Here is a 22,535-nt window from a genome sequence, read left to right as displayed (position 1 = left end):
TTTCCTGTTAGTGCCTTGGTTACCTGGCCGCCCCTCGTGGGGAGCCGCTGCGGATGACCCAAGCAGCCCACATTACCTTTATCGAACACGAGCTGGATGGTTTCCATCAGAGCCTGGTGGAGTACCGCCAGCAGATGGGTGCCTGGTATTCGCGTGCGCTGGATACGGTCAGTCATGCAGCGGACATGCCTTCGTTGCTGGGTATGGATCGGGTGTTGCGGGTTGGGGATGCACAGCAGTCGGTCGGTCTTGGCGATGCGGACTTTTCCACCGTGGCCCGCTGTCCGGCAGGGGGTGTGCTGAAGATCCAGAGCAGGTTCGAGTCAGCGTACGACGTGCCGATCGGCAATATTCCGGTTGAAGTGATCGGGCTGGATGACGGCAGCTCCAGGGTCATCCTGCTCGACGAGCACGGCGACGGTTTCCACGAATGCGCCGCCGGCGGGCGCTATCAGGTAAGGGTTCAGGGCGGCGTTTCAGCGCAGCAAGTCGATGCCTTGTTTGCTTCCTATGCCGGGCTGACTGCGGATCTGGAGCAATGGCTGCGCGAGCAGTGGCAAGGCTTCAAGCCGCATTGGCAGCAATCCCCGGCCAGCGCAATAGGCAACGGCGTGCTCGCCGGCAGTTGGGCAGCGATCCGTGACGTGTGGGACAGCATCAAGCAGGTGCAGGCGATTCTTGAAGACCCGCTCAAGTACGTCGAGCAACTGGGTAGCGAGGCGGCGAAGTTGGCGCAAATCGCCACCGATGCGCCCAAGGTCATGGAACAGGCGATGTTGCTGGCCAGTGATGAGGCGGCGCTGTACCTGTTACTGCGCACCGCCATGATCTGGCTGGAGGCGTTACCACCTAGTGAAGTTGCGCAAGCGGCCGCCGGTTTTATGGTATCGCTGCTGATTGACCTGGTGATTGGCGTGGTGTTGACCATCGCGCTGCCGGCAGCGGGCGTAGCGTATTTGAGTATGCGCCTGGTCAAGTACGGCGCAGGGATTCTTCAGTCAGCCGTGGGTTTCGTGACCGGTGTGCTGACGATCCTCACAACGTTCATGCGGGCGGTGGACCGCTACAAAGCGGTGGCGGTTCGCGGGGTGGTGGGAGGGCTGAAGCAAGGCACGGTGCAGATGCGCTGGCGAGCGCGGCAGAACGTAGTGCTGACGCAGAAAGAGCGTGTGGATGATGTGCCGGCGGTGGCGTCGAACCCGAAGGGGGATGCGGCGACGCCTGCGGATAAAACGGTCACTCACGGTTGCCCGGTGTCGATGGTTACCGGCGAGGAATTGCTGACCCTCACCGATGGCGCGCTGGATGGGATCTTGCCGTTTGAGTGGACGCGGCTGTACCGCACCAGTGCGGTGGATGTGGATTGTGGGTTGGGGTTTGGTTGGAGTCATGGGCTGGCTCATCGGCTGGTGGTGTCGGGCGATTCGGTGGTGTGGACCGATCATGAGAACCGCTCGACCACCCTGCCCTTGCCCACAGTTGCTCGACCGGCGATTACCAATAGCCTGGCGGAAGCAGCGATCTACTTGGGCTCGGCTCCTGATGAACTGGTGCTGGCCCAGGCGTCGCGGTTTTATCACTTTCGTAACGGTGTCTTGGTTTCCATCAGCGATGCGTATGACAACCGTCTGCGCATTTGCCGTGATCGCTCAGGACGGATTGAGCGGCTGGATAACGGTGCTGGTCGTTCCCTACTACTGCGCTATGAGCTGGACCGCATCGTCGCGGTGGACTACCAGGTTCATCGCGCCAAAGGGCGTGAGCCCTACGTTTGGGAAACCGAGCAGAATATCGTTTCCTACGCCTATGACGAAGCTGGCCGACTGGTGTGTGCGACCAATGCCGTCGGTGAAAGCGAGCGTTATCGGTACGACGATCAGCACGTCATTGTCGAGCGGCAGTTAGCCGGTGGGGCGAGTTTCTTCTGGGCGTGGGAAGGCGCGGGCAAGGCGGCTCGCTGCGTGCGGCATTGGGCGAGTTTTTCGCAGATGGACACGCGCTATGCCTGGGGCGATGACGGGCGTGTCACGGTGCATAACGCCGATGGTAGCCAGGAGGTGTATGTCCATGACCAGCGGGCGCGGCTGGTGCAGAGGATTGATCCGGACGGCGCCACGCACTTTGAATCCTACGACGACCAGGGCCGGCTGACCGTCGAGCAAGACCCGATGGGCGCGGTGACGGCCTATCAGTACGACGATGCCGGGCGCTTGGTCGCGCTGTTTCCGGGGGATGATGAGCCAACGTCCTACGAGCATGACAACGGTTTTGTACGAGTTGTCAGGCGTGGGGAGGCGGTCTGGAAGTATGAGCGTAATGAGCAAGGCGATGTTACGCGTAGGACCGATCCCGATGGAGAGGTTACTGACTACAGCTACAACAAGCACGGGCAACTGACTGGAGTTTGGTACCCGGATCACAGTTGCCATCGACTGGTGTGGAACGAACGCGGGCAACTGCTTGAGGAGCAATTGCCCAATGGTGGGATCAAGCGTTATCGCTATGACGATTTAGGGCGGCAAGTTGCCTGTGAGGATGAGCATGGCGCACTAATCCAGTATCAGTGGGACGCCGCAGGACGCTTGCTGAAACTGACCCAGCCAGGCGGTGGTTGTAGGGAATTCAGCTACAACCCCTACGGCAAAATCATCGCCGAACGCGACGAACTCGGCCACGTCACCCGCTACGAATACGCCGATGGCCTGCACCTGATCAGCCGCCGCCTCAACGCCGACGGCACCCAGGTCAAGTACCGCTACGACAACGCTCGGCTATTGCTCACCGAGATCGAAAACGAAGCCGGCGAAACCTACCAACTCGACTACCACCCCAACGGCCTGATCCAGCAGGAAACCGGCTTCGACGGCCAACGCACCGCCTACGTCTACGACCTCAACGGCAACCTGCAGGAAAAAACTGAATACGGCGACGATGGCAGTCAGCTAGTCACCCGCTACGAGCGCGACCACGCCGGTCGCCTCGTCCGAAAAACCCTACCCGATGCCAGCGTTGTCGACTATGCCTACGACCGCCAGGGCAACCTCCTCAGCGTCGAGGACGGCCACTGGGCGTTGGCCTACGAATACGACCGCCAAAACCGCCTCACCGCCGAACACCAGGGCTGGGGCACCCTGCGCTACGGCTACGACGCTTGCGGCCAGCTGAAAAACCTGTGCCTGCCGGACAATAACCGCGTCACCTTCACCCACGATAAAGGCGGCCACCTCGCTACCGTCGAACTCAACGGTGAAGTGCTCACCTCACATCTGTTCAAGAGCGGCCGCGAGCATCAGCGCCAGCAAGGCCAACTGCTCAGCCACTACCACTACGACGACCAGAATCGTCTGCACGCCCACGCCGTTACGCAGCAGCAAAACTACCTCTACCAACGCCAATACGACTACGACAAAAGCGGCAACCTCACCCGCCTGGTCGACACTCGCAAAGGCGAACACCTTTACCGCTACGACCCGCTTAATCGCCTGACCCGCGCCGATCACTCCCAGGACGTACAGGAACGCTTCGCCCACAACCCCGCCGGCAACCTGCTGATGCAAGACCGCCCTGGCCCGGACATCGTCGCGGCGAATCGTCTGATGATCCAGGGCGACCGCCATTACGACTACGACGCCTTCGGCAACCTCATCCGCGAACGACGCGGCAAGGGCCAGCAACTCGTTACTGAGTACCGCTACGACTGCCAGCATCGGTTAATCAGCATCACAAAACCGAACGGCGAAACCGCCAACTATCGCTATGACCCATTTGGACGCCGCATCAGCAAAACCGTGGACGACAAAACCACAGAGTTTTTCTGGCAAGGCGACAAGCTGATAGCCGAGCACCATGCAGAACGCCATCGCAGCTACCTGTACGAGCCCGACAGCTTCCGCCCGCTGGCATTGCTGCAAGGCTTCGGCCCACAAGCCACCACGCCCTACCACTACCAACTCGACCACCTCGGCACCCCGCAGGAACTGACCAGCCCCGAAGGCGAAATCATCTGGTCCGCCCACTACCGCGCCTACGGCCAGATCGCCCGGCTCGACGTGAGAAAAGTCGACAACCCACTGCGATTTCAAGGCCAGTATTTCGATCAGGAAAGCGGCCTGCACTACAACCGCCATCGCTACTACAATCCGGATATTGGTCGTTACCTGACACCGGACCCGGTGAGGTTGGCGGGTGGGATCAATGGGTACCGGTATGCGCCCAATCCGACGGGGTGGGTGGATCCGCTGGGCTTGAGTGCATGCCCAGGTGCTGACGGATGTAAACCCAGCACCAGTGCTCCAAGCCCTACGGATAGGGTTAACCACGGAGAGCCGGCCTTACCGCAACTGACCCGCGCGCAGAGGCGGGCGAGAATTGATGAACTTGCAGAGGCAAACGCATATAAGCATTTAGATGAGCTAGAAAAAGCAACACCCGGAGCACACTTTTTAGAGAAGCACGGAAAACAAACGACACTCGCGTCTCAACTGGAACGATTACAGACGGCTAAAAACCCGACTACAGGAATAGTCGAATACTTCACATCAGGACTAAATGCAGGGGAACCGAAATACCCACCTGCTGCCACTCACTTTCTCAGCCATAGAGATCAACTGAATGCAATATATCGAGCTCAACTAATATTCAGAAGAAACGGGCTTGCCCAGTCTTTGAAGCCGATGCACATGGGGAAAATTGTGGGCGAAGGGTACTCTGGAAGCGAAATGCAATACAGCCAGCAATCCAAGGCACGAGTAATACTTAATAGCTCCGGCAAACCCAAAACAGCTTATACGGAATTATGACGATGAAAATGAAAGCGCCTAGCATGCCGATAATTCGCGGCTTGCTATTCACTTATGACATTGAGAACACTGATGATTTAAAAAGAGAGGAGCGGATCGCGTCTGTAGACGCAAATGACGAAAAAGAGCTCATCGAGCTTTTTAACGACCTGACCAAGCCAGAGTTTTTGATATACACCAGACCAGAGCGAGATTGGTTTATTAGTTCAATCGAACACTTCTTAGAAACTGGCGATAGCTTCGATAATGTATTCAAAACCATGACAACTTATTTCAGTACTGAGATAGCTGACCAACGACAGTTCATGCGAGTGCTACTAGACTGTTTGTATTGCTACAAGCTAGAGACCGAAGCGGGCTAACGAATCTAAGCAGATAAACAACCTCCACAAAAAAGGAAAGCTCTATGCAGTTAAGCACGCAGTTTAAAACTCATCGCGCGCAATTCGCTGTACTAAATGAGGTAACCACCAGAGCAGAACGCAATCTACCGCCTTTTACCGGGGAAGATTACTACGGCAATCCAGTTGTCCGAATCGAAATGCAGGGTTGCGGAAGAGGATACATACCAAACCCTTCTGACCGAAACAATCCAATACTTGATGAAAACATGGATGCAGCGATCGCAAAATTTGATCGCGAAACCAAAGAGCTTTATACCGTATTCCCTGTGAGTAATGACCAATGCTGAAACACCCTTTTCTAGATATCCCGTACGCACCGAAACTTCGGCACCTACTCGGCCCGTTCGATATTTATGATCGCGAAGAGACTTTAGGCGAAGAGTTTGCACGTTACGACATCAACCTTGACACAGACAGAAGGCGACTGATCAAAAAACACATAATTGAGAAATCTTCAGATCTAAGCTATCGACATCGCAAGGTTTTATGCGACAAATTGGGGGCTGCACTTAGCGACGAAGCCTTTGATTTCTCACACTTATTGAGACAGGCTCCCGGCTATTATTGCACCCTGCCGTGGGGATGGAGTGAAATGGACAATCCAAAAGGTTTTTTCGAAGAAATTTATAGATTAACTAATGAATGGTGGAAAGAAGACCTCCAAAAAGCCAGCCTCGAAGACCCTGCCACATGGTGACTTCCACATTGAATATACCGAGTACTCAATGTGGGACGGGGCAAGTCCTAATGCCAATCAGTCAAGCGAACACAACGCTCAAATCAACAAATACCAAGTGTGTGAGCTGGCTTGCCTGCGAAAGCGGTACTGCAGTAACACATGCAGCGACTGACGCGCCGCCTTCGCGGGCAAGCCCGCTCCCACAGGGGGATCTGCGCTTACCTGGAACTCCTCCCACATTCAAACCCGCTTCGCTTTGCAATCCAATGATCTGTATGGAGAAGTTTATAGGTGAAGGGTATAAAAGGGATGAATTAGAATATGGAAAACAGAGATAAGCCTTTGTGCATTTGAATGAAGACAGAAACCTCTTTACTGCTCATATGGACTTTTAAAAATGAAAAGACAACCACAGCTATCAATACTTAAAGGATTATTATTTACCTACTGCATCGAAAACACCAGAGATGCGGACCGAGAAGAGCTAATTACCTCTATAAACGTTAACCATCACGAGGAACTCACATGGTTATTCAACAAGCTAACTAAGCCTGAATTCATCAAATATAAGCAAGATGAAAGAGAGTGGCACATCAACACACTGCAGCATTTTCTCAGCACGGACGAAAATTTTGAGTCCGTATTTTATCTATTTGACACTTACTTCGAAGATGAAATCATCGACAACAGGGCCTTTATGAAAACATTACTTGAATGCCTAATTCGTTATCACACTGAAGCGACAACAGATAAGTAATCCGACAAAACCAAGCAAACACAACGCTCAAATCAACAAAGATCAAATGTGGGAGCTGGCTTGCCTGCGAAAGCGGTAGTGCAGTAACACATGCAGCGACTGACACACCGCCTTCGCGGGCAAGCCCGCTCCCACAGGGGATCTGCGTTTGCCGGACGGGCACTCCTCCCCCATTCAAACCCGATTCGTTCTGCAATCCAGTGTTCTGATCAGCGCTTGGAAAGCTCCATGATCATCCGACTCAACAAATAAACCCGCGGCACCACACTCTCCACCTCGGCATATTCCTCCGCCGTGTGAATATTGCCCCCCACTATCCCAAACCCATCCAGCGTCGGCGTGCCTACACCGGCGGACAAGCTGGCATCCGCCGCGCCGCCGCTGCCTTCGATAGTCAACTTGCGTCCCAGTTCGCCATAAATCCCTTGGGCTATCGCTACCAACTTATCCGACTCGGCGGTCTGCGGCATCGGTGGCAGGCCCCGCTGCAGGCTGGTGTTCACTTCGGTTTCCGGGATCAATTTGTTGGCTGAAACCCGGGCCAGGTCTTTCTCGATCCGGTCGAACTCTTCCGGCAAGGCCGCACGCACGTCGGCCTTGGCGGTGGCTTGGTCAGGGATAACGTTGGTGCGGTCACCGGCCTTGAGCACGGTGAAGTTGATGGTGGTTTTCTTGTCTTCATCGCCGAGTTTGCCCAGTTGCAGGATCTGGTGCGCGGCTTCCATGGCGGCGTTGCGTCCCAGTTCCGGGGCGACGCCGGCGTGGGCGGCCTTGCCTTTGACTTCGACCACCGCGGTGGCGCTGCCTTTGCGCCACACCACCAGGCCGTCGGCGGGGCGGCCGGGTTCCAGGTTCAGGGTCACGTCGTGGCCTTTGGCAGTGTTGCGGATCAGTTCGGAGGCGGCGTCGGAGCCGGTTTCTTCGCTGGCGTCGAGCAGGAAGGTGATCTGCGCGTAATCCTTGAAGCCCTGGCTTTTGAGGACCTTGAGCGCATAGATGCCCGCAACGATGCCGCCCTTGTCATCCATCACGCCGGGGCCGTAGGCGCGGCCGTCCTTGATGTGGAAGGGGCGCTCGGCAGCCGAGCCTTCCTTGAATACGGTGTCCATATGGGCCATCAGCAGGATCTTGGCCTCGCCGGTGCCTTTGAGGGTGGCGACCACATGGCTATTGTTGGCGGCTTTATCCGGCACCAATTCGATGGTGAAACCCAACTGTTTCAACTCATCCACGGCGATATCGCGCACTTGGGTCAGGCCCGGCTCGTAGCCTGAACCCGAGTCGATATTCACCAGGCGCTCCAGCAGGTTCAAGGCTTCGGCCTTGTATTGTTCGGCCTGTTGCTGGATCTGTTTATGAGGCTCGGCGCTGTAGGCCGGCAGGCTGAAAGACAAGGCCAGGGTAGCGGCCAACAGGGTACGCGGGAAGGTGAAGAGCATGGACCGATCCTTGTTTTTTGTTGGAGGGTGCCCCGCCACCCTACCCCACTAAACTGACCGCAACCAACTGCCCTGTACCGAACTGACCCGGTTGCGCCCGCTGCTCTTGGCTTCGTACAGCGCCTGGTCGGCATCGTTGAGCCAACTGATGGAGTCGGCGTGGCTAGGCTGGTACGGCGCCAGGCCGATACTCAGGCTCACTCGCAGTGTCGGGTCCTGGGCGTAGGCCAAGGCGTTGAAGCGACCGCGCAAGGCCTCCATCACCTCGGTGGCACGGTTGAGGGGCATGTCTGGCAGGATCACGCAGAACTCATCACCGCCATAGCGCCCGGCCAGGTCGTTGGTGCGCAGGTTCTGGCGCAGCACCTTGCTCAGTTGGCGCAGGACGATATCGCCAGTCACATGGCCGTAGGTATCGTTGATGGTCTTGAAGTGGTCGATGTCGATCAACGCGATGGCGGCACCGCCCGGGCCACGGCGGCAGCGTTGAAACTCGAGGTCCAGATGGTCCTTCCAGGCGCCGTGGTTGAGCAGGCCCGACAGGCTGTCGGTGCGGCTCAAGGCCAGCAGTTCACGTTTGTGGCGGGCCAAGGTGACGGCCTGGCGGTAGCAGATCCAGCCCAGGGCCAGGGGATACAGCATCAGGATCGGCAGGCAGGCATACAGCTGGGCCTGGGTGGTCACGGCGATAAATCCTGGTGTGAACAGCAGCAACGCGGTGCCCAGCCCCAGTGCCTGCGCCACCCAACCCGCGAACAGGAAACGAGGCCCGCCGATGGCGACTTTGTTCATGCTCATCATCGACAGGGTGGTGACGCTGGGCAGCGGGTTGAAGTGCATCGCGCCAACCCAGAACCCACCGCAAAAGGAATCGAACAGCAGGCTGCGGCGTTCGCTGCGCAAGGTATTGGCCGAGCGCAAAGAACATTGAAAAGCCAGGTGCGGCCACGCAAAGGCATTGATCAGCATCCAGGCCCACACCCACAGGGACGGATTCAACGGATACATGCCGAACGCCACGCACACAAAGCCGAGCGTCAGCCCCAGCACGCGAGATTTGTACAAGCGCAAAGCGAGCGGAAGTCCTTTTCCTCCGACGGCTGGCATGGTGGGGGCGATCCTGGGTGAATGCCTGGAGTCTATCAGGGCGACGTCAAATCGCCACTACCGCTTATTGGCTAATACTTCAGTGCGAAAACCCACGCGCCAGCATCAAGGCGACGCCCAGCAGCAACACGGCCGTGATTCGCTGCAACAACACCCGCCGCTTGGGGTTTTCCAGCACGTGTTTGATGCGCTGGCCGAAATAGCAATACAGGCAGCCGCTGGCAAATTGCAGCAGCAGGAAGGTCAGGCCAAGGATGGCGATGTCCGCCGCCGAACTGTGTTCACCGGCGCCGGCAAACTGCGGGAACACGGCGCTGAACATGATGATGGTCTTGGGGTTGGAAAACCCGGTCAACAGCCCTTTGCCAAACAGGCTGCGCGCCCCCTCGACCTTGTCGGCGTTGTTGATCGACACGCCGCTGCTGGTCCACTGCTTGTAGGCCAGGTAAAGAATGTAGGCCACCCCGACAAACTGGATGGTCTGGGTAATGGCGAGGTTGCCCTTGATCAATTCCGAGAAGCCGACGGCAAAGATCAGGATCGAAATCAGGTACGACACAGTGGCGCCGACCTGCGCCGGGATCGAACTGCGCAGGCCGTCCTTCAAGCCCAGGCTCAACAACAGCAACGTCATCGGGCCCGGACTGAAGGTCATGGTGGCGCAAAACAACAGAAAGTAGAGAAATGAAGACAGGGTTAACGCACTTGTCATGGCCAGCACCTTGAATAAAAAGAAACAGCAGCAACAGGGCGAACGCGGCCAGCGCTCGCCCCCGGCCGATCAGGCGACAGCGATTTCGGTGGTCAGGGAGTCGCGGTACATCACCGCCAGGTCAGCCAGGGCAGCCTTGGCGGTCTGGTTGCGGGTTTCAAACGCGACCAGCCCCTTCCAGTTGGTCTCGACAATGGCCTGCAGCACATCGGCGTAATCGCAGTTGCCGTCATGGATGCCGAAGTGCTGGTCTTGCACGCCGTTGTTGTTGCTGAAGGAAATGCCCTTGATCAAGTGGTGGTATTTGCGCACCACTTCTGCCGGCAGGCCGTTCTCGATGTTGGCGTGGCCGGCATCGAGGAAGAAATACACATTGCTATGGGCTTGCAGGCGCTCGAACACAAAGGCGTATTCGGCTTCATGGGTAAAGATGTAGTGGAACGGCCGATAGTTGACGTAGTTGGACAGGTTCTCCAGGTAGATATCCGTGCCCTTGGCCTCGGCATAGCGCGCCAGTTCCTGCACCGACTTGAGATAATGCTCCAGGGCAACCTTCTTGGCCATCAGCACCATTTTCGGCTCGACGATGCAACCACCGTGAATGATCAACGGCGCGCCCAGGCGGCTGGCGATATCGATTTCTTTTTTGACGTACTCCACGGCCGCACTACGGAAGGCTTCGACATCACTGCCCAACGGCGCCTTGAAGTTGCCATGGAAAACCGGCTTGACCCCCGTGGCCGCGATTTGCGCCTGCAGGCTCTCGATACGCGCCTCGGTCCAGTCATCGACCATTTCGCCGAACAGGCTGCCGTCGATGTACCAGTGGGTGCAGTCACCTTCGATGGCGGTTTGCAGGCCCTTTTCGGCGCCCAGGTATTTCTGGTGGGCCACACCGGTGCAGAACGGGACGGTGGCGTTGATCAGTTTGCTGTTCATGGGACGATTCCTTTCGTTGATGGAGTGTCAGGCGAATTGACGTTCAGGAAGATTGATGGCCATGAAATCGGCCTTGGTCACGCCGCAATCCGGGCATGTCCAATCTTCAGGCACCTCTTCCCAAGGGGTGCCTGCGGGAATTCCGTCCTCCGGAATACCCAGTTCTTCTACGTACATAAAACCGCAGGGTGCGCACATATAAGTCTTCATGGAAATGCAAAATCCATTGCTCAGGTGTAGGAAATATCGCCATCTCCTGGCGAGATGCCGCGCAGTCTAGGGGAGTGGCATTGCGCAAGGCAGGTAAAGTGGTGCCTAATCCGGCCTAACTTCACCGGTAAAAGCACCGGCAAACACAAGGACGCGTCATGTTTGTATCCGCCATCGCTTTCGTAGAAGGCACGCCCAAGGTCCAGCAGATCGTCGAGGCGTTCAGCCTGGCCATCGAAAATGGCGAATGGGCACCGGGCAGCAAACTGCCATCCGTGCGTGAACTGACCCAGATCCTCGGCGTCAGCAAGTTCACCCTCAATGAGGCACTGGACCGCCTGCGCGGTCGCCACCTGCTCACCTCGAGCCAGGGCCGCGGCTACTTCGTGGCGATGGACAGCACCCGCCCTGCCTCGGCGACCTGGGTGGACCTATTGCCCCAAGACCTGCTCAGCGTATTGCGCCGGCCCTTGGCCACCGCCAGTGGCGAACTGCGCCCCGGTGGCGGGCACTTGCCGGAGGATTGGCTCAATGGCGAAGCGATCCGCCAGGCCATGCGCAGCGTAGTGCGTGCGCCGTCACTGCGTATCGCCGGGCTGGGCACGCCGGCGGGGCTGTTGCCGTTGCGCCAGGCGCTGCAACAGAAACTGCACGGCGAAGGCTTGTCGGTACCGGTGGAACAGATCATCACCACACCCAATACCGTGCAGGGCCTGGACATGCTCATGCGCCTGCTCGCACGCCCCGGCGACACGGTGCTGCTCGACGCGCCGTGCTACTTCAACTTCCACGCCAACCTGGCGCTGCACGGCGTCAAAGTCATCACCATTGCACGCCGCCCCGACGGCTTTGACTTCAGCGCCCTCGAACAGCTGCTGGCCGAACACCGCCCCAGCCTGTATCTGACCACCAGTGTGTTGCACAACCCCACCGGCCACTCCTTCAGCCCCAGCCAAGCGTTTCGCCTGTTGCAATTGACCCAGCAGTACCACTGCCACATCGTCGAGGATGACCTCTACGGCGACCTGCACCCCAACCCTCCCCCACGCCTGGCCGCCGTCGCCGGGCTGGACCAGGTCACCTACCTGTCGGGGTTCTCGAAGATCCTGAGTGCCAACACCCGCGTCAGCTATGTGGTGGCCGCCCCGCAACTGGCCGCCAACCTGACCAACATGAAATTGATGAGCGGCGGCGTCACCTCGGAACTGTTCGAACAGATCGTCTACCGCATGCTCAGCGAAGGCAGTTACGCCAAGCACCGCAAACGCATGGTGCAGCGCCTGATGGAAGCCGGTGGGCGCGTCGAACAATGGCTCAAGCGCTGCGGGTGCGAACTGCCCATGGCGTATGAAGGCGGGATGTTCATCTGGGCACGCCTGCCGCCTGGCGTGAACGGCGAACTCCTGGCCCAAGAAGCCCTGAAACGCAGCATGGTACTGGCACCTGGCGCGCTCTTCGGCTACGACCCGGCCCACCGCGACTCAATGCGCTTCAATGTGGCCCACAGCGACGAACCACGGGTACAGCGGGTGTTTGAGGCGCTATTGCTGCACGGTGTTGCACAGAGCAATCCCCGCGCAAAAAAGTGATACACGACCCTGGTGCAGCGCGCCTGCCTACCTGACCGGCATCAAGGCAGGTCAGGACCTCGGTGCCTCAGGTACATAGGCGTCGCCCTGGGCAACCAGGAACTTCTTGCGATACGCCGCCGGCAGCATCCCCACCCGTTGCTGGAACAGACGCCGAAACGAGTTGCTGTCCTCATAGCCCACGGCATACGTGATGCTGGCGAGGGTCATGCGTGTTGACTCCAGCATCTGCTTGGCTCGTTCCAGGCGCAGGGTTTGCAGGTAGCCAATCGGCGTACAACCAGTGGCATCCTTGAAACGCCGCTTGAAATTACGCACGCCAAAACCAAAGCGCCGGGCCACCTCATCGATCACCATTGACTGCGCAAAGTGCTGCTCCAACCAATGCTGCACACGCAAAATCTGCGCATCACCGTGGCTTTTGGGCAGCGACCACATCGCGTAGGCCGACTGCTCGGTGCGGCCGGCATCGATCAGCAAGTACTTGCCGCAGGTATGAGCCAACTCCGGCGAGCCGAAACGGCGGATCAGGTGCAGCATCAAGTCCATCGCCGCCGTAGCGCCCCCGCACGTGATCAGGCGATTGTCTTCGCAAAGGATCTGCCCCTCATCCAGGCTGACCTGGGCATATCGACGCCGGAAGAACCCGGCAAATGCCCAGTGAGTCGTCGCACGCAAGCCGTGCAATAAGCCGGTCTCGGCCAGCATGAAGGCCGCCGTGCACATGGAAGCCAACACGGCGCCCTGCCCATGCTGCTCACGCAACCAGGGGCCGTAGGCAGCAAACGTCGGCATAGCCTCCTTGAGGGTAAAGAGAAACCCGGGAATCAGCACCAGGTCGGTGTGCGCGATCTGCGCCAGTGAGCCCTGCACCTGCAAGCGCTGCCCGCCCCATGCTGTCACCGGCTGGCCGTCCATAGACGCGAGCATCACCTCAAACGGCGGGCTGTCAGCGAACAGATTGGCCGCACTGAGCATTTCCATGGCCAGGGTGGCACTGGCAGCGGAACATTGATCCGCCAGGAGCAAGGTGACATGCATGTAAAAACTCCGGCTTGCACTTTTCGCATGTAATAAGTCATTTACGCATCTACCTTAGCCGATCCCACCCCCGTACAGTGCGGCCATTGATCAACTGCCTGGCGTTTTTATGAATCTCTGGTTTCGATTACTGCACATGCTGTTGCGCCGCCCCTGGCGCAAACCGGTTCACGGCCTGGCTACCACGGTGGTGCGCATGCGTGTCTGGCCGCTGGACCTGGACCTGAACCGGCATGTCACCAATGGCCGGTATTTCACCCTGGCCGATGTGGCTCGCATGGATTTTGTGCTGCGCACGGGCGCCTTTCGCGTGGCGTTGCGCCATAAGGCGATGCCGATAGTCGGCGATACCTGGGGCAAGTTCCGTCGGGAATTGAAGCTGTTCGAGGTATTCGAGGTGCATACCCGCATTCTCGGCTGGGACCACAAGTGGAACCTGATGGAGCACCGCTTCGTCAGTAATGGGCGGGTGGTCGGCGTGGTGGTGATGCGTGGGCTGTTTCGATCCGCCAAAGGCACCCTGCCCCCGGCCGAATTCATCCGCGAGTTGGGCTTGGACGACACCTCACCGCCGATGCCGCAATGGTTGAGCGACTGGGCACGCAGTTGCGATGAGATGAGTGCGCAATTGCGCGAGGAAGAGCAGGTTTAAAAAAACCTGCTAAGCCTCGCGTTTGAGTTTCAGATGCCGCGCATACCATGGCCGCTGCGGCACACGTTTGAACAGCCCCTTGAGCAGCTCTTCATCGGCACCGAAGGTAATGCGCAGGGCCAGCTTCATGATCTCCGGGTCCATTTCCATCGAGCGCCCCTGTTGCAGCCCCGGTGTGGTACTGCAGCCATGGGTGTCCGGGCCCAGCCACGGGTCACCTATTTCCACCCAGCGGCCTGGCGCAAACCAGGCTACGCCGTTGACTTCCAGTCGGCTCACCTCGCCTGGGTTGAAGCGCTCGTGGGCACGAAACCAGTCTTCGATGCGGTCATCGATCCAGCCGTGGAAATGCCAGAACACCGGGTTCACATGGGATGAAAACGGGTCGCCCAGAAAGTCGTTCTCCGGCGCATACCAACGTGCGGCAAAGTCTGCGGGGTCACGGGCGAAGGGGACCGGGGCGCCGTTGGACGGGTCGCGGGGCACCGAGGCCCAGCGCATATGCAGCCAATCGTGCAGGCCCAGCTCCATTTCCGAGCCCAGTTGGCCCAGGGTCAACTGGGCCAGGTAGCGCGGGTCGCGGTATTGGGATTCCCACACCTGGAAGTTGCTGTGGTAGGTCTCGGCCGCCTTGATATCGCTGACCCACTGGGTGTAGTCGGCGTCATCTGGCGCTGACCAACAGGGCGGCAGTGCGAAACCGTCGTGGTTGTCGAAGTAGCGCACAAAGCCCGGGCGATCCCGCTCCAACGGCGGTTGCGGCTCGGGGAATTGCGGCCAGGAGGGCAAGTCCTGCATGGAACGTGCGGTGCCGAGCATGTGGCGGTGCATGAAGAAGAAGTCGATGCCCGAACCATTGCGGTCCTTGCGCTTGCCGCGGGCGTCGCGTTCCTGACCACGGGGCCCCGGTTGCCAGCCGATGCCGCGCAGGGCCTCGCGTTTTTCTTCGGAGAGCTTGTGCCATTGGTCGCGGGTGGCGTGCCACAGTTGGTGAAACAGGCGGTGCTCGGGAGAAATCAGCCAGGCCAGCAAGGTCGGGTTGAGGCCGATGCGCTGGCGGGCTTCGGGGAACAGTTGTTTGTGGGCGATAAAACGGTTGTCGCGTTCGGTCAGCGCCAGGCGCCGCTCAAGGTCGAGGATGTGCCCGCTGAGGGTGGCGCTGCCGGCATTGCCGAAATCGGCCCAGACTTCATCCAGGGTCATCTTGAATTCATAGGCCGGCACGCCGCCGGCTGAATCGCGGTCGATCAAGCGCCAATAGAGCACGGCGCCCTCGCCCGTCAGCACATCACCCAAGACCCGGTAGCGCGGCTCGCCTTCAGCGCGCAACTGCTCGGCGGTGTCCAGGTAACCGCGCAGGCCACGCCCACGGGGAGCGATGTCCAGCAGCAACTCCAGGCCATGCAGCGGCAGGCCCGCAAGGCCAGCATCGCGGCCTTCCAGGCGCAGGCTCCAGACGCCCCGCAGGGTGTTCGCCAGGTGCTGGCCCTGGGTGTCAGCGAGGTCGACCGTGGCTTCGCCGGGGGTGATGGGAAACTCTTCTTCCCGTGTCAACTCGCGATGGGCATAAAAGGCCGCGGGCACGGCTGCACCGGTCAGCGCCAGGCCTGCGATGAACCCACGTCGAGAGATTGTCATTGGCTACCTTAGGAAACGGCTTGATCAGAGCTAGAACGTTTGCAACCCGATGAAATTTACCGCCCTGCCCCCGCCACCTAAATTTCCCCCGTCATCGCTCGTCCTTCCCTGATAGCAAAGGCCTCAACTGACTGAGATGGCAATGACAAAATCACGTTCGAAAAAGGCGCTGTATATCGGCCTGCCGCTGGCCCTGGCTATCGGCGCCGGGGCTGGCTTGCTGGTCTGGGATCAGTGGTTCAAGGGCAACGCCGGCTACCCGCTGGAGGTGATCAAGCAGGCCAATGAAATGCAGGATCGCCTGTTGTCATTTGACAGCCACATCACCCTGCCCCTGGATTTCGGCACGGCGGGCAACGAGGCCGACAAGGATGGCAGCGGCCAGTTCGACTTGGCCAAGGCCGCCCGCGGTCGATTGTCGGGCGCCGCGCTGACGATCTTCGGCTGGCCGGAAATCTGGAACGGCGCCAACGCTCCGCACAAACCCACCGATGGTTTTGTCGAAGAGGCCCGCCACGAGCAGGAGGTGCGCTACAAGATCATCTCCGGCATGGTGCGTGACTTTCCCAACCAGGTGGGCATTGCCTACACCCCGGACGATATGCGCCGCCTGCACGGCGAAGGCAAGTTCGCGATTTTTATCAGCATGCTCAACGCCTACCCCCTGGGCAATGACCTGAACCAGCTGGACCTGTGGGCCGCACGCGGCATGCGCATGTTCGGGTTCAGCTACATCGGCAATAACGCCTGGTCCGACTCGTCACGCCCGCTGCCGTTTTTCAATGACTCCCCCGACGCCCTTGAAGGCCTGTCGCCGATCGGCCAGCAGGCGGTGCATCGTCTCAATGACCTGGGCGTGATCATCGATGTGTCGCAGATGTCGACCAAGGCCCTGGAGCAGGTCGCGCAGTTGAGCCGCACGCCGATGGTGGCGTCCCATTCGGCGCCTCGGGCGTCAGTGGATATCCCGCGCAACCTCAGCGACAAGGAACTGCAACTGATCAAGAACAGCGGCGGCGTGGTGCAGGTGGTCGGCTTCCCCGCTTACCTGCGCCCTTTGAGCCAGCCGACTCAGGACAAGCTCAACGCTCTGCGCGCACGCTTTGACCTGCCGCCACTGCCCAACCTGGCCATGGCCTTGATGCCCGGCGATGCAATCATTGCCGCCTGGCCCGAGCAACGCTTCGGCCAATATGCCAGCGCGCTGTACGGCATTCTCGAGGAAGAACCCAAGGCCACCCTCAAGGACCTGGGGGATGCGATTGACTACACCGTGCGCAAGATCGGCATCGATCACGTCGGCATCGCCTCGGACTTCAACGACGGCGGCGGCCTCCAGGGCTGGGAGAACGTCGGCGAGGTGCGCAACGTCACTGCCGAACTGATCCAGCGCGGCTACTCCGAAGCCGATATCGCCAAGCTGTGGGGAGGCAACTTCCTGCGGGTGTGGGACCAGGTACAAAAAGCCGCCAAACCCTTGGCCAACCGCTAACTACTCACGAAGTAAGTCCATGACCGACCGCCGTACATTTCTCAAGCAGGCCGGCGTCTTTGCCGCGAGCCTGCCGCTGGGCACCGCGTTGCTGCCTCAGGCAGTAGCCGCCGTTACGAACGACCCATGGACGGGATTGAAGCAACTGTTCAACCAAGACCCCAATTACCTGCACTTTTCCAACTTTCTGGTGGCCTCGCACCCCAGGCCCGTGCGCGAGGCCATCGAACGCTACCGCCAACAGATCGACCGCAACCCTGGCCTGGCCATGGACTGGGACCTGCAGGAAACCTGGAAGCGTGAGGGCCAGGTACGCGAGTGGGCCGGCCGCTACCTGAACGCCACGCCAGCGCAGATCGCCCTCACCGGCAGCACGTCCGAAGGGCTGGCGATGATCTATGGCGGGATCAAGGTGCGCGCCGACCAGGAAATCCTGACCACGGTGCATGAGCATTACGCCACCGCGTTCAGCCTGGACTTCCGGGTACGCAAGGAGCACACCCAGGTTCGCAAGATACGCCTGTTCAAAAACCCCAATCAGGTCTCGGCCGATGAAGTGCTGGGCAACATCCAACGCAACATTCGCCCCAACACCCGCGTGCTGGGCATGACCTGGGTGCAATCCGGCAGCGGCGTAAAACTGCCCATCGGTGAGATCGGCAAGCTGGTGGACGAACACAACCGCAACCGCGACGAGCCGGACCGCCTGCTTTATATCGTCGATGGTGTGCATGGCTTCGGCGTGGAAGACCTCGACTTCCCCGCTATGCACTGCGACTTCTTCATCGCTGGCACCCACAAGTGGATGTTCGGCCCGCGGGGCACCGGCCTGGTGTGCGCCCGCGAGACCGAAAACAAATTCGTCACACCGATGATTCCGACCTTCTCCGAAGACAAAAACTTCGCCACGACCATGACGCCCGGCGGCTATCACGCCTTCGAACATCGCTGGGCCGCCGACGAAGCCTTCAAGCTGCACCTGCAACTGGGCAAGGCGCCGGTGCAGGCACGTATCCATGCCCTCAACACCGAACTCAAGGACCAACTGCTGGCCCACCCGCAGATCGAACTGGTGACACCGCGCAGCCCCGACCTGTCAGCCGGATTCACTTTCTTTCGGGTCAAGGATCAGAACAGCGATGCCGTCGCGGCCTACCTGATGAAAAACCGCGTGGTGGTGGACGCGGTGGACCGTGACGTTGGCCCGGTGATTCGCACCTCGCCGGGCCTGCTTAACAACTCCGATGAGATCCAGCGCTTCATGACCCTGCTGAGCCAGCGGTTATGACCCCTTTTCCCTTTGAACGAGACGCCTCCATGATGCCATCCCGACTCAAACCGCTCACCGCATTGGCACTCACCGCCCTGTGCGGCGCCCTGCTGCCCGGCCTGGCCCAGGCCGCTGCCCCACAACCGGGCAAGGTCTTCAAAGACTGCAAGGACTGCCCGGAAATGGTGGTGCTTCCCGCCGGCACCTTCACCATGGGTACGCCGGACGACGAAGTGGGCCGCGAGCCTGACGAAGGCCCGATGCACGAGGTGACCTTCGCCAAGCCGTTCGCCATGAGCCGCTTCCATGTCACCGCCGGCGAATGGGACAGCTACGTGCGCCAGACCGGGGTCAAGATCGCCAATGGCGACGACCGCCCCGGCCGCGAATGCATCGCCAGCAAGCCGCGCTATCCCCAGGGGCCACGGCAGCCGGCGGTGTGCATGGACATGGACGACATCAAGCAGTACGTGAGCTGGCTGTCGAAGAAGACCGGGCACACGTACCAGATGGTCAGCGAAGCCCAACGCGAATACGCCGCCCGCGCCGGCACCACCGGCCCGTTCCCCTTCCCGTTCGACGAAGGCAAGGGCTACAGCATCGCCCAGCACGCCAACACCTACGGCCCGGCGGACGGCTACAGCTATTCGTCGCCCGTGGGCAGTTACCCCCCGAATGCCTTTGGCATGTATGACATGCACGGCAATGTGTATGAGCGGGTGGCTGATTGCGAGCATCCGAACTACGTCGGCGCGCCAACTGATGGCAGCGCCTGGGTGGAGCCCAACTGCGAGGCCTACCAGATCCGTGGTAATGACTGGGGCGAGGCGCCGGTGTTTTCACGCTCGGGCAATCGCAACAACATCTACCCGCAGACTCGCGGGGACTGGATCGGCTTTCGGGTCGTGCGCGAGCTCTAATACCTTGTAGGAGCGAGGGGGACGCCTAGTTCTTGCTCGCGAAAAACTCATAAACGCCGCGTGTACTCAGGAAGCACGCGTCATCGTTGACGTTTTTCGCGAGCAAGCTCGCTCCTACAGGGCTAGCGTCCGCAGGTTCAGCCTTGTTTGGCCAACAGCTCCAAGCCTTCATGCAGCGCCGGGAACAGGCTGTTGTTGAAGTTGTTCCAGCGCAACTCAAGGATGGTGTCTTCGGGCGAAATCTGGGTCTTGAGCACGTCGTGAAACACCTCTCCCGAGTCGATGCCGTTATCCACGTAGTGGAATGACGCACCGGTCCAATACAACGGCTCGCACGCCTGAGTCGCTTTGGTTGCCCAGTCGGTGATCGCCTGCCCACGTGCGCCGTACAGCGCATTCCAGGTGGCGTACGCCCCACGGCGCTCGTAAGGCGACTCGAGACGGGTGATGCCCGGATGAATGTTCATGATGCGCCGCGCAAACGTCGCACCCGGGCGCACCAGTTCGTCGAGGATCACCAGCAAACCATCCAGCACCACGATGTCAGCCTTCAACTCCACCAGGGTGTCATGCAGGCGACGCTCGAAATCCTGCTTGCCGGCGACATGTTCGGCGCTGCCTCGTGGCAGGCGACGATAGGTCGACGGCACGCTGAGCAGCAGGTCGTTGACCAACGTGCCCTGCACACGCAAGTCCGCCGGGTACAGCCACTGGCGACCCGGCTGGTAGGCGAAGCCGTAGTCCGCCACCAACTGCTGGTCCCGCGGGTTGTGCTCATCGTCGTCATACACCACGCCTACGAGGTTGTAAGCCTCGCCCAGCGACGTGTCGTTGAGCGAGCCCACCAGAAACTCCAGCACCGATTTCATATAGCGCTCGTGGTCTTTATAGGCCACCGGCTGCCCCGCCTTATCGGCGGCGGCGTTTCTCAGGGACCAGACATACACCAGGTTCTTTTTCGTCATGTGTTTCGCTCTCGCTCAAAGGGCCACGCACGGCATTGATACACCTGCGCCTACAGAACAAGAACGAACCAGGCCCCGGGCAATTTATCGCTCACTGCCACCGCCCGGCATGCCGCGCTAAATAGTCACGCCACAGCTTCGTTTGTCATGGGTAAGGGTCTGTGTGCCCAGCCCCCTCTTTTCACTTTCCGGGAAGTATTTATGACCGACCCCAAGCGCGGCGCCTTCAAAGGTTTGCTCGCATTGCTCAGGCCCTTTCGCACCATCGTGACGGTCTCCGTCGCCCTTGGCATGGCGGGTGGCCTGGCCATTACCTTGCTGTTGGCGACGATTAACAATGCCCTGCATTCGGCGGGGGGGATGACTCAGGGTGTGGTGTTGACCTTCGCCGCGTTGTGCGTGGTGGCGCTGGTCAGCTCGATCATTTCCGACATCGGCACCAACTACGTCGGGCAACGGATCATTGCCGCCCTGCGCAAGGACCTGGGTGAAAAGGTGCTGTCAGCGCCCATCGGGCAGATCGAGCAATATCGCTCTCACCGCCTGATCCCGGTGCTGACCCACGACGTGGACACCATCAGCGACTTTTCCTTTGCCTTCACGCCCCTGGCCATCGCCGCCACCGTTACCCTGGGATGCCTGGGTTACCTGGCTTACCTGTCCGTGCCGATGTTCCTGATGATGGTGGTCGCAATCATCATCGGCAGCGCCGTGCAATTCATCGCGGGCGGCAAAGGCATCCAGGGCTTCGATCTGGCCCGTAGCCACGAAGATGAATTGCAGCGTTACTACAATGCGATTGCTTCGGGAGCAAAGGAACTGCGCATGCACCGTCCGCGGCGGTTTCGCATGAACACCCACCGCATCCAGGAAACCGCAGACCGCATCAGCGATATCCAGGTGCGTTCAGTCAACATCTATATCCTGGCCAAGACCTTTGGCTCGATGCTGTTCTTCGTGGTCATCGGCCTGGCCCTGGCGATGCAGGCCTACAACCCCAACCCCGACCCCACGGTGATTACCGGCTTCGTGCTGGTACTGCTGTATATGAAAGGCCCGTTGGAGCACCTGCTGGGTTACTTGCCCGTGGTTGGCAAGGCGAAGATTGCCTTCGGGCGCATCAGCGAACTGTCGGAACGTTTTTCTTCGCCCGAGCCCCACTTGTTGATGGACGACAGTGAAGCGCCGAAGCCTGTGGTCAACAGCCTTGAACTGAGCGGCGTCAGCTACAGCCCGCCAGCGGTTGAAGGCAGCCAACCGTTCCACCTGGGGCCGATCAACCTGAGCATCAAGCAAGGCGATATCGTGTTTGTCGTGGGCGAGAATGGTAGCGGCAAGACCACCCTGATCAAGCTGCTGCTGGGCCTGTATCCACCTCAGGCGGGTGAGATCCTGCTCAACGGTACAGCGGTGACCGACCCAGAGCGCGACGATTATCGCCAGTTGTTTACCACCGTGTTTTCCGACTATTACCTGTTCGATGACCTGGTACAAGGCAGCGCCACCCAGTCCCTGGACAGCGCCACCAAATACCTTGAGCGCCTGGAAATCGCGCACAAGGTCAGCGTCAAGGACGGCGTGTTCAGCACCACTGACCTGTCCACCGGCCAACGCAAGCGCCTGGCCCTGGTCAATGCCTGGCTGGAAGAGCGCCCGGTACTGGTGTTCGACGAGTGGGCCGCCGACCAGGACCCGGCCTTCCGCCGCATCTTCTACACCGAGCTGCTGCCGGACCTCAAACGCCTGGGCAAGACCATCATCGTGATCAGCCACGATGATCGTTATTTCGACATCGCCGATCATCTGGTGCGCCTGCGTGCCGGTCAGGTGGTGCATGAGATGGAGCCTGCATGAAGTACCGGAATAATTTTTTCCGGTTTTGCGAAGTAGGAACGTCTCACTAGTGGTAATGAGAACTAACC

The 22,535-nt window shown here is 59.5% G+C and carries 19 protein-coding genes; 11 read left to right on the top strand and 8 right to left on the bottom strand.

Features of this window, described 5'->3' with window-relative positions; translation table 11 throughout:
• Positions 1–53: 53 nt before the first annotated feature.
• From ACP7CZ_RS12295 to ACP7CZ_RS12275, 5 genes are all read left to right on the top strand, one after another.
• Positions 54–4,799 (top strand): RHS repeat-associated core domain-containing protein, encoded by a 4,746-nt coding sequence (locus tag ACP7CZ_RS12295; protein ID WP_426174354.1) that lies wholly within the window; start codon positions 54–56, stop codon positions 4,797–4,799.
• Between the two features lie 2 nt (positions 4,800–4,801).
• A complete protein-coding gene (locus ACP7CZ_RS12290; RefSeq protein WP_294173471.1) occupies positions 4,802–5,161 on the top strand; it encodes a hypothetical protein in 360 nt (119 codons plus the stop codon).
• A 44-nt stretch (positions 5,162–5,205) separates the two neighbouring features.
• On the top strand, positions 5,206–5,490 hold the full coding sequence (locus ACP7CZ_RS12285; protein ID WP_236455184.1) for a hypothetical protein: 285 nt from the start codon (positions 5,206–5,208) through the stop codon (positions 5,488–5,490).
• Positions 5,484–5,900, top strand: a complete 417-nt coding sequence (locus ACP7CZ_RS12280) for a hypothetical protein (RefSeq protein WP_236455187.1) — start codon at positions 5,484–5,486, stop codon at positions 5,898–5,900. Before ACP7CZ_RS12285 ends, ACP7CZ_RS12280 begins: the two co-directional genes overlap by 7 nt.
• A 379-nt stretch (positions 5,901–6,279) precedes the next feature.
• Positions 6,280–6,639: a hypothetical protein gene (locus ACP7CZ_RS12275; RefSeq protein WP_236455192.1), complete on the top strand. Its 360-nt coding sequence runs from the start codon at positions 6,280–6,282 to the stop codon at positions 6,637–6,639.
• A 209-nt stretch (positions 6,640–6,848) separates the two neighbouring features.
• Here the strand turns inward: ACP7CZ_RS12275 and ACP7CZ_RS12270 are convergent, their stop codons facing one another.
• The 5 genes from ACP7CZ_RS12270 to ACP7CZ_RS12250 form a co-directional block, all read right to left on the bottom strand.
• Entirely contained in the window at positions 6,849–8,078 is a 1,230-nt protein-coding gene (locus ACP7CZ_RS12270; protein ID WP_262020297.1) for a M20/M25/M40 family metallo-hydrolase, read from the bottom strand.
• A gap of 48 nt (positions 8,079–8,126) precedes the next feature.
• Positions 8,127–9,185, bottom strand: a complete 1,059-nt coding sequence (locus tag ACP7CZ_RS12265) for a diguanylate cyclase (protein ID WP_294173459.1) — start codon at positions 9,183–9,185, stop codon at positions 8,127–8,129.
• A 79-nt stretch (positions 9,186–9,264) separates the two neighbouring features.
• The gene (locus ACP7CZ_RS12260; RefSeq protein WP_054918636.1) at positions 9,265–9,897 is read right to left on the bottom strand and encodes a LysE family translocator; all 633 of its coding nucleotides are present in this window, start codon (positions 9,895–9,897) and stop codon (positions 9,265–9,267) included.
• Between the two features lie 69 nt (positions 9,898–9,966).
• Positions 9,967–10,836 (bottom strand): sugar phosphate isomerase/epimerase family protein, encoded by an 870-nt coding sequence (locus tag ACP7CZ_RS12255; RefSeq protein ID WP_034127732.1) that lies wholly within the window; start codon positions 10,834–10,836, stop codon positions 9,967–9,969.
• Between the two features lie 27 nt (positions 10,837–10,863).
• On the bottom strand, positions 10,864–11,046 hold the full coding sequence (locus tag ACP7CZ_RS12250) for a rubredoxin (RefSeq protein WP_014718115.1): 183 nt from the start codon (positions 11,044–11,046) through the stop codon (positions 10,864–10,866).
• A 158-nt stretch (positions 11,047–11,204) separates the two neighbouring features.
• Between ACP7CZ_RS12250 and ACP7CZ_RS12245 the strand changes: the two genes are divergently transcribed.
• The gene (locus ACP7CZ_RS12245; RefSeq protein WP_197901339.1) at positions 11,205–12,635 is read left to right on the top strand and encodes a PLP-dependent aminotransferase family protein; all 1,431 of its coding nucleotides are present in this window, start codon (positions 11,205–11,207) and stop codon (positions 12,633–12,635) included.
• A 51-nt stretch (positions 12,636–12,686) separates the two neighbouring features.
• On the opposite strand, the gene ACP7CZ_RS12240 is transcribed toward ACP7CZ_RS12245, so the two are convergent.
• Complete coding sequence (locus ACP7CZ_RS12240) at positions 12,687–13,676, bottom strand: GlxA family transcriptional regulator (protein ID WP_072448864.1); 990 nt, start codon at positions 13,674–13,676, stop codon at positions 12,687–12,689.
• Positions 13,677–13,785: 109 nt separating this feature from the next.
• Here ACP7CZ_RS12240 and ACP7CZ_RS12235 point away from each other — a divergent pair, with 109 nt between their 5' ends.
• Positions 13,786–14,328, top strand: a complete 543-nt coding sequence (locus ACP7CZ_RS12235) for a thioesterase family protein (RefSeq protein WP_054897062.1) — start codon at positions 13,786–13,788, stop codon at positions 14,326–14,328.
• A 9-nt stretch (positions 14,329–14,337) separates the two neighbouring features.
• On the opposite strand, the gene ACP7CZ_RS12230 is transcribed toward ACP7CZ_RS12235, so the two are convergent.
• Positions 14,338–15,966: a PvdJ/PvdD/PvdP-like protein gene (locus ACP7CZ_RS12230; protein ID WP_294173452.1), complete on the bottom strand. Its 1,629-nt coding sequence runs from the start codon at positions 15,964–15,966 to the stop codon at positions 14,338–14,340.
• A 142-nt stretch (positions 15,967–16,108) separates the two neighbouring features.
• Between ACP7CZ_RS12230 and pvdM the strand changes: the two genes are divergently transcribed.
• The 3 genes from pvdM to ACP7CZ_RS12215 are packed head-to-tail and all read left to right on the top strand — an operon-like array spanning position 16,109 to position 19,648.
• On the top strand, positions 16,109–17,458 hold the full coding sequence (pvdM, locus tag ACP7CZ_RS12225) for a pyoverdine-tailoring dipeptidase-like protein PvdM (RefSeq protein WP_072448866.1): 1,350 nt from the start codon (positions 16,109–16,111) through the stop codon (positions 17,456–17,458).
• Between the two features lie 19 nt (positions 17,459–17,477).
• Complete coding sequence (locus ACP7CZ_RS12220) at positions 17,478–18,746, top strand: aminotransferase class V-fold PLP-dependent enzyme (RefSeq protein WP_294173447.1); 1,269 nt, start codon at positions 17,478–17,480, stop codon at positions 18,744–18,746.
• 29 nt (positions 18,747–18,775) lie between these two features.
• Complete coding sequence (locus ACP7CZ_RS12215; RefSeq protein ID WP_034127738.1) at positions 18,776–19,648, top strand: formylglycine-generating enzyme family protein; 873 nt, start codon at positions 18,776–18,778, stop codon at positions 19,646–19,648.
• A gap of 137 nt (positions 19,649–19,785) precedes the next feature.
• Here ACP7CZ_RS12215 and ACP7CZ_RS12210 read toward each other — a convergent pair whose 3' ends face one another.
• The gene (locus ACP7CZ_RS12210; protein WP_054897058.1) at positions 19,786–20,613 is read right to left on the bottom strand and encodes a formyltransferase family protein; all 828 of its coding nucleotides are present in this window, start codon (positions 20,611–20,613) and stop codon (positions 19,786–19,788) included.
• A 201-nt stretch (positions 20,614–20,814) separates the two neighbouring features.
• Between ACP7CZ_RS12210 and ACP7CZ_RS12205 the strand changes: the two genes are divergently transcribed.
• Positions 20,815–22,467 (top strand): cyclic peptide export ABC transporter, encoded by a 1,653-nt coding sequence (locus ACP7CZ_RS12205; protein ID WP_294173443.1) that lies wholly within the window; start codon positions 20,815–20,817, stop codon positions 22,465–22,467.
• Positions 22,468–22,535 lie beyond the last annotated feature (68 nt).

The organism is Pseudomonas sp. DWP2-2 (genome assembly GCF_049897065.1).
GTDB lineage: Bacteria > Pseudomonadota > Gammaproteobacteria > Pseudomonadales > Pseudomonadaceae > Aquipseudomonas > Aquipseudomonas paracarnis.
This window is presented reverse-complemented; position numbering and strand designations above follow the sequence as displayed.

What these genes read in the sequence shown, in the direction of transcription:
- ACP7CZ_RS12295 (WP_426174354.1), top strand. Translation starts at nt 54, where the DNA reads ATGACCCAAGCAGCCCACATTACCTTTATCGAACACGAGCTGGATGGT.
- ACP7CZ_RS12290 (WP_294173471.1), top strand. Translation starts at nt 4,802, where the DNA reads ATGAAAATGAAAGCGCCTAGCATGCCGATAATTCGCGGCTTGCTATTC.
- ACP7CZ_RS12285 (WP_236455184.1), top strand. Translation starts at nt 5,206, where the DNA reads ATGCAGTTAAGCACGCAGTTTAAAACTCATCGCGCGCAATTCGCTGTA.
- ACP7CZ_RS12280 (WP_236455187.1), top strand. Translation starts at nt 5,484, where the DNA reads ATGCTGAAACACCCTTTTCTAGATATCCCGTACGCACCGAAACTTCGG.
- ACP7CZ_RS12275 (WP_236455192.1), top strand. Translation starts at nt 6,280, where the DNA reads ATGAAAAGACAACCACAGCTATCAATACTTAAAGGATTATTATTTACC.
- ACP7CZ_RS12270 (WP_262020297.1), bottom strand. Translation starts at nt 8,078, where the DNA reads ATGCTCTTCACCTTCCCGCGTACCCTGTTGGCCGCTACCCTGGCCTTG.
- ACP7CZ_RS12265 (WP_294173459.1), bottom strand. Translation starts at nt 9,185, where the DNA reads ATGCCAGCCGTCGGAGGAAAAGGACTTCCGCTCGCTTTGCGCTTGTAC.
- ACP7CZ_RS12260 (WP_054918636.1), bottom strand. Translation starts at nt 9,897, where the DNA reads ATGACAAGTGCGTTAACCCTGTCTTCATTTCTCTACTTTCTGTTGTTT.
- ACP7CZ_RS12255 (WP_034127732.1), bottom strand. Translation starts at nt 10,836, where the DNA reads ATGAACAGCAAACTGATCAACGCCACCGTCCCGTTCTGCACCGGTGTG.
- ACP7CZ_RS12250 (WP_014718115.1), bottom strand. Translation starts at nt 11,046, where the DNA reads ATGAAGACTTATATGTGCGCACCCTGCGGTTTTATGTACGTAGAAGAA.
- ACP7CZ_RS12245 (WP_197901339.1), top strand. Translation starts at nt 11,205, where the DNA reads ATGTTTGTATCCGCCATCGCTTTCGTAGAAGGCACGCCCAAGGTCCAG.
- ACP7CZ_RS12240 (WP_072448864.1), bottom strand. Translation starts at nt 13,676, where the DNA reads ATGCATGTCACCTTGCTCCTGGCGGATCAATGTTCCGCTGCCAGTGCC.
- ACP7CZ_RS12235 (WP_054897062.1), top strand. Translation starts at nt 13,786, where the DNA reads ATGAATCTCTGGTTTCGATTACTGCACATGCTGTTGCGCCGCCCCTGG.
- ACP7CZ_RS12230 (WP_294173452.1), bottom strand. Translation starts at nt 15,966, where the DNA reads ATGACAATCTCTCGACGTGGGTTCATCGCAGGCCTGGCGCTGACCGGT.
- pvdM (WP_072448866.1), top strand. Translation starts at nt 16,109, where the DNA reads ATGACAAAATCACGTTCGAAAAAGGCGCTGTATATCGGCCTGCCGCTG.
- ACP7CZ_RS12220 (WP_294173447.1), top strand. Translation starts at nt 17,478, where the DNA reads ATGACCGACCGCCGTACATTTCTCAAGCAGGCCGGCGTCTTTGCCGCG.
- ACP7CZ_RS12215 (WP_034127738.1), top strand. Translation starts at nt 18,776, where the DNA reads ATGATGCCATCCCGACTCAAACCGCTCACCGCATTGGCACTCACCGCC.
- ACP7CZ_RS12210 (WP_054897058.1), bottom strand. Translation starts at nt 20,613, where the DNA reads ATGACGAAAAAGAACCTGGTGTATGTCTGGTCCCTGAGAAACGCCGCC.
- ACP7CZ_RS12205 (WP_294173443.1), top strand. Translation starts at nt 20,815, where the DNA reads ATGACCGACCCCAAGCGCGGCGCCTTCAAAGGTTTGCTCGCATTGCTC.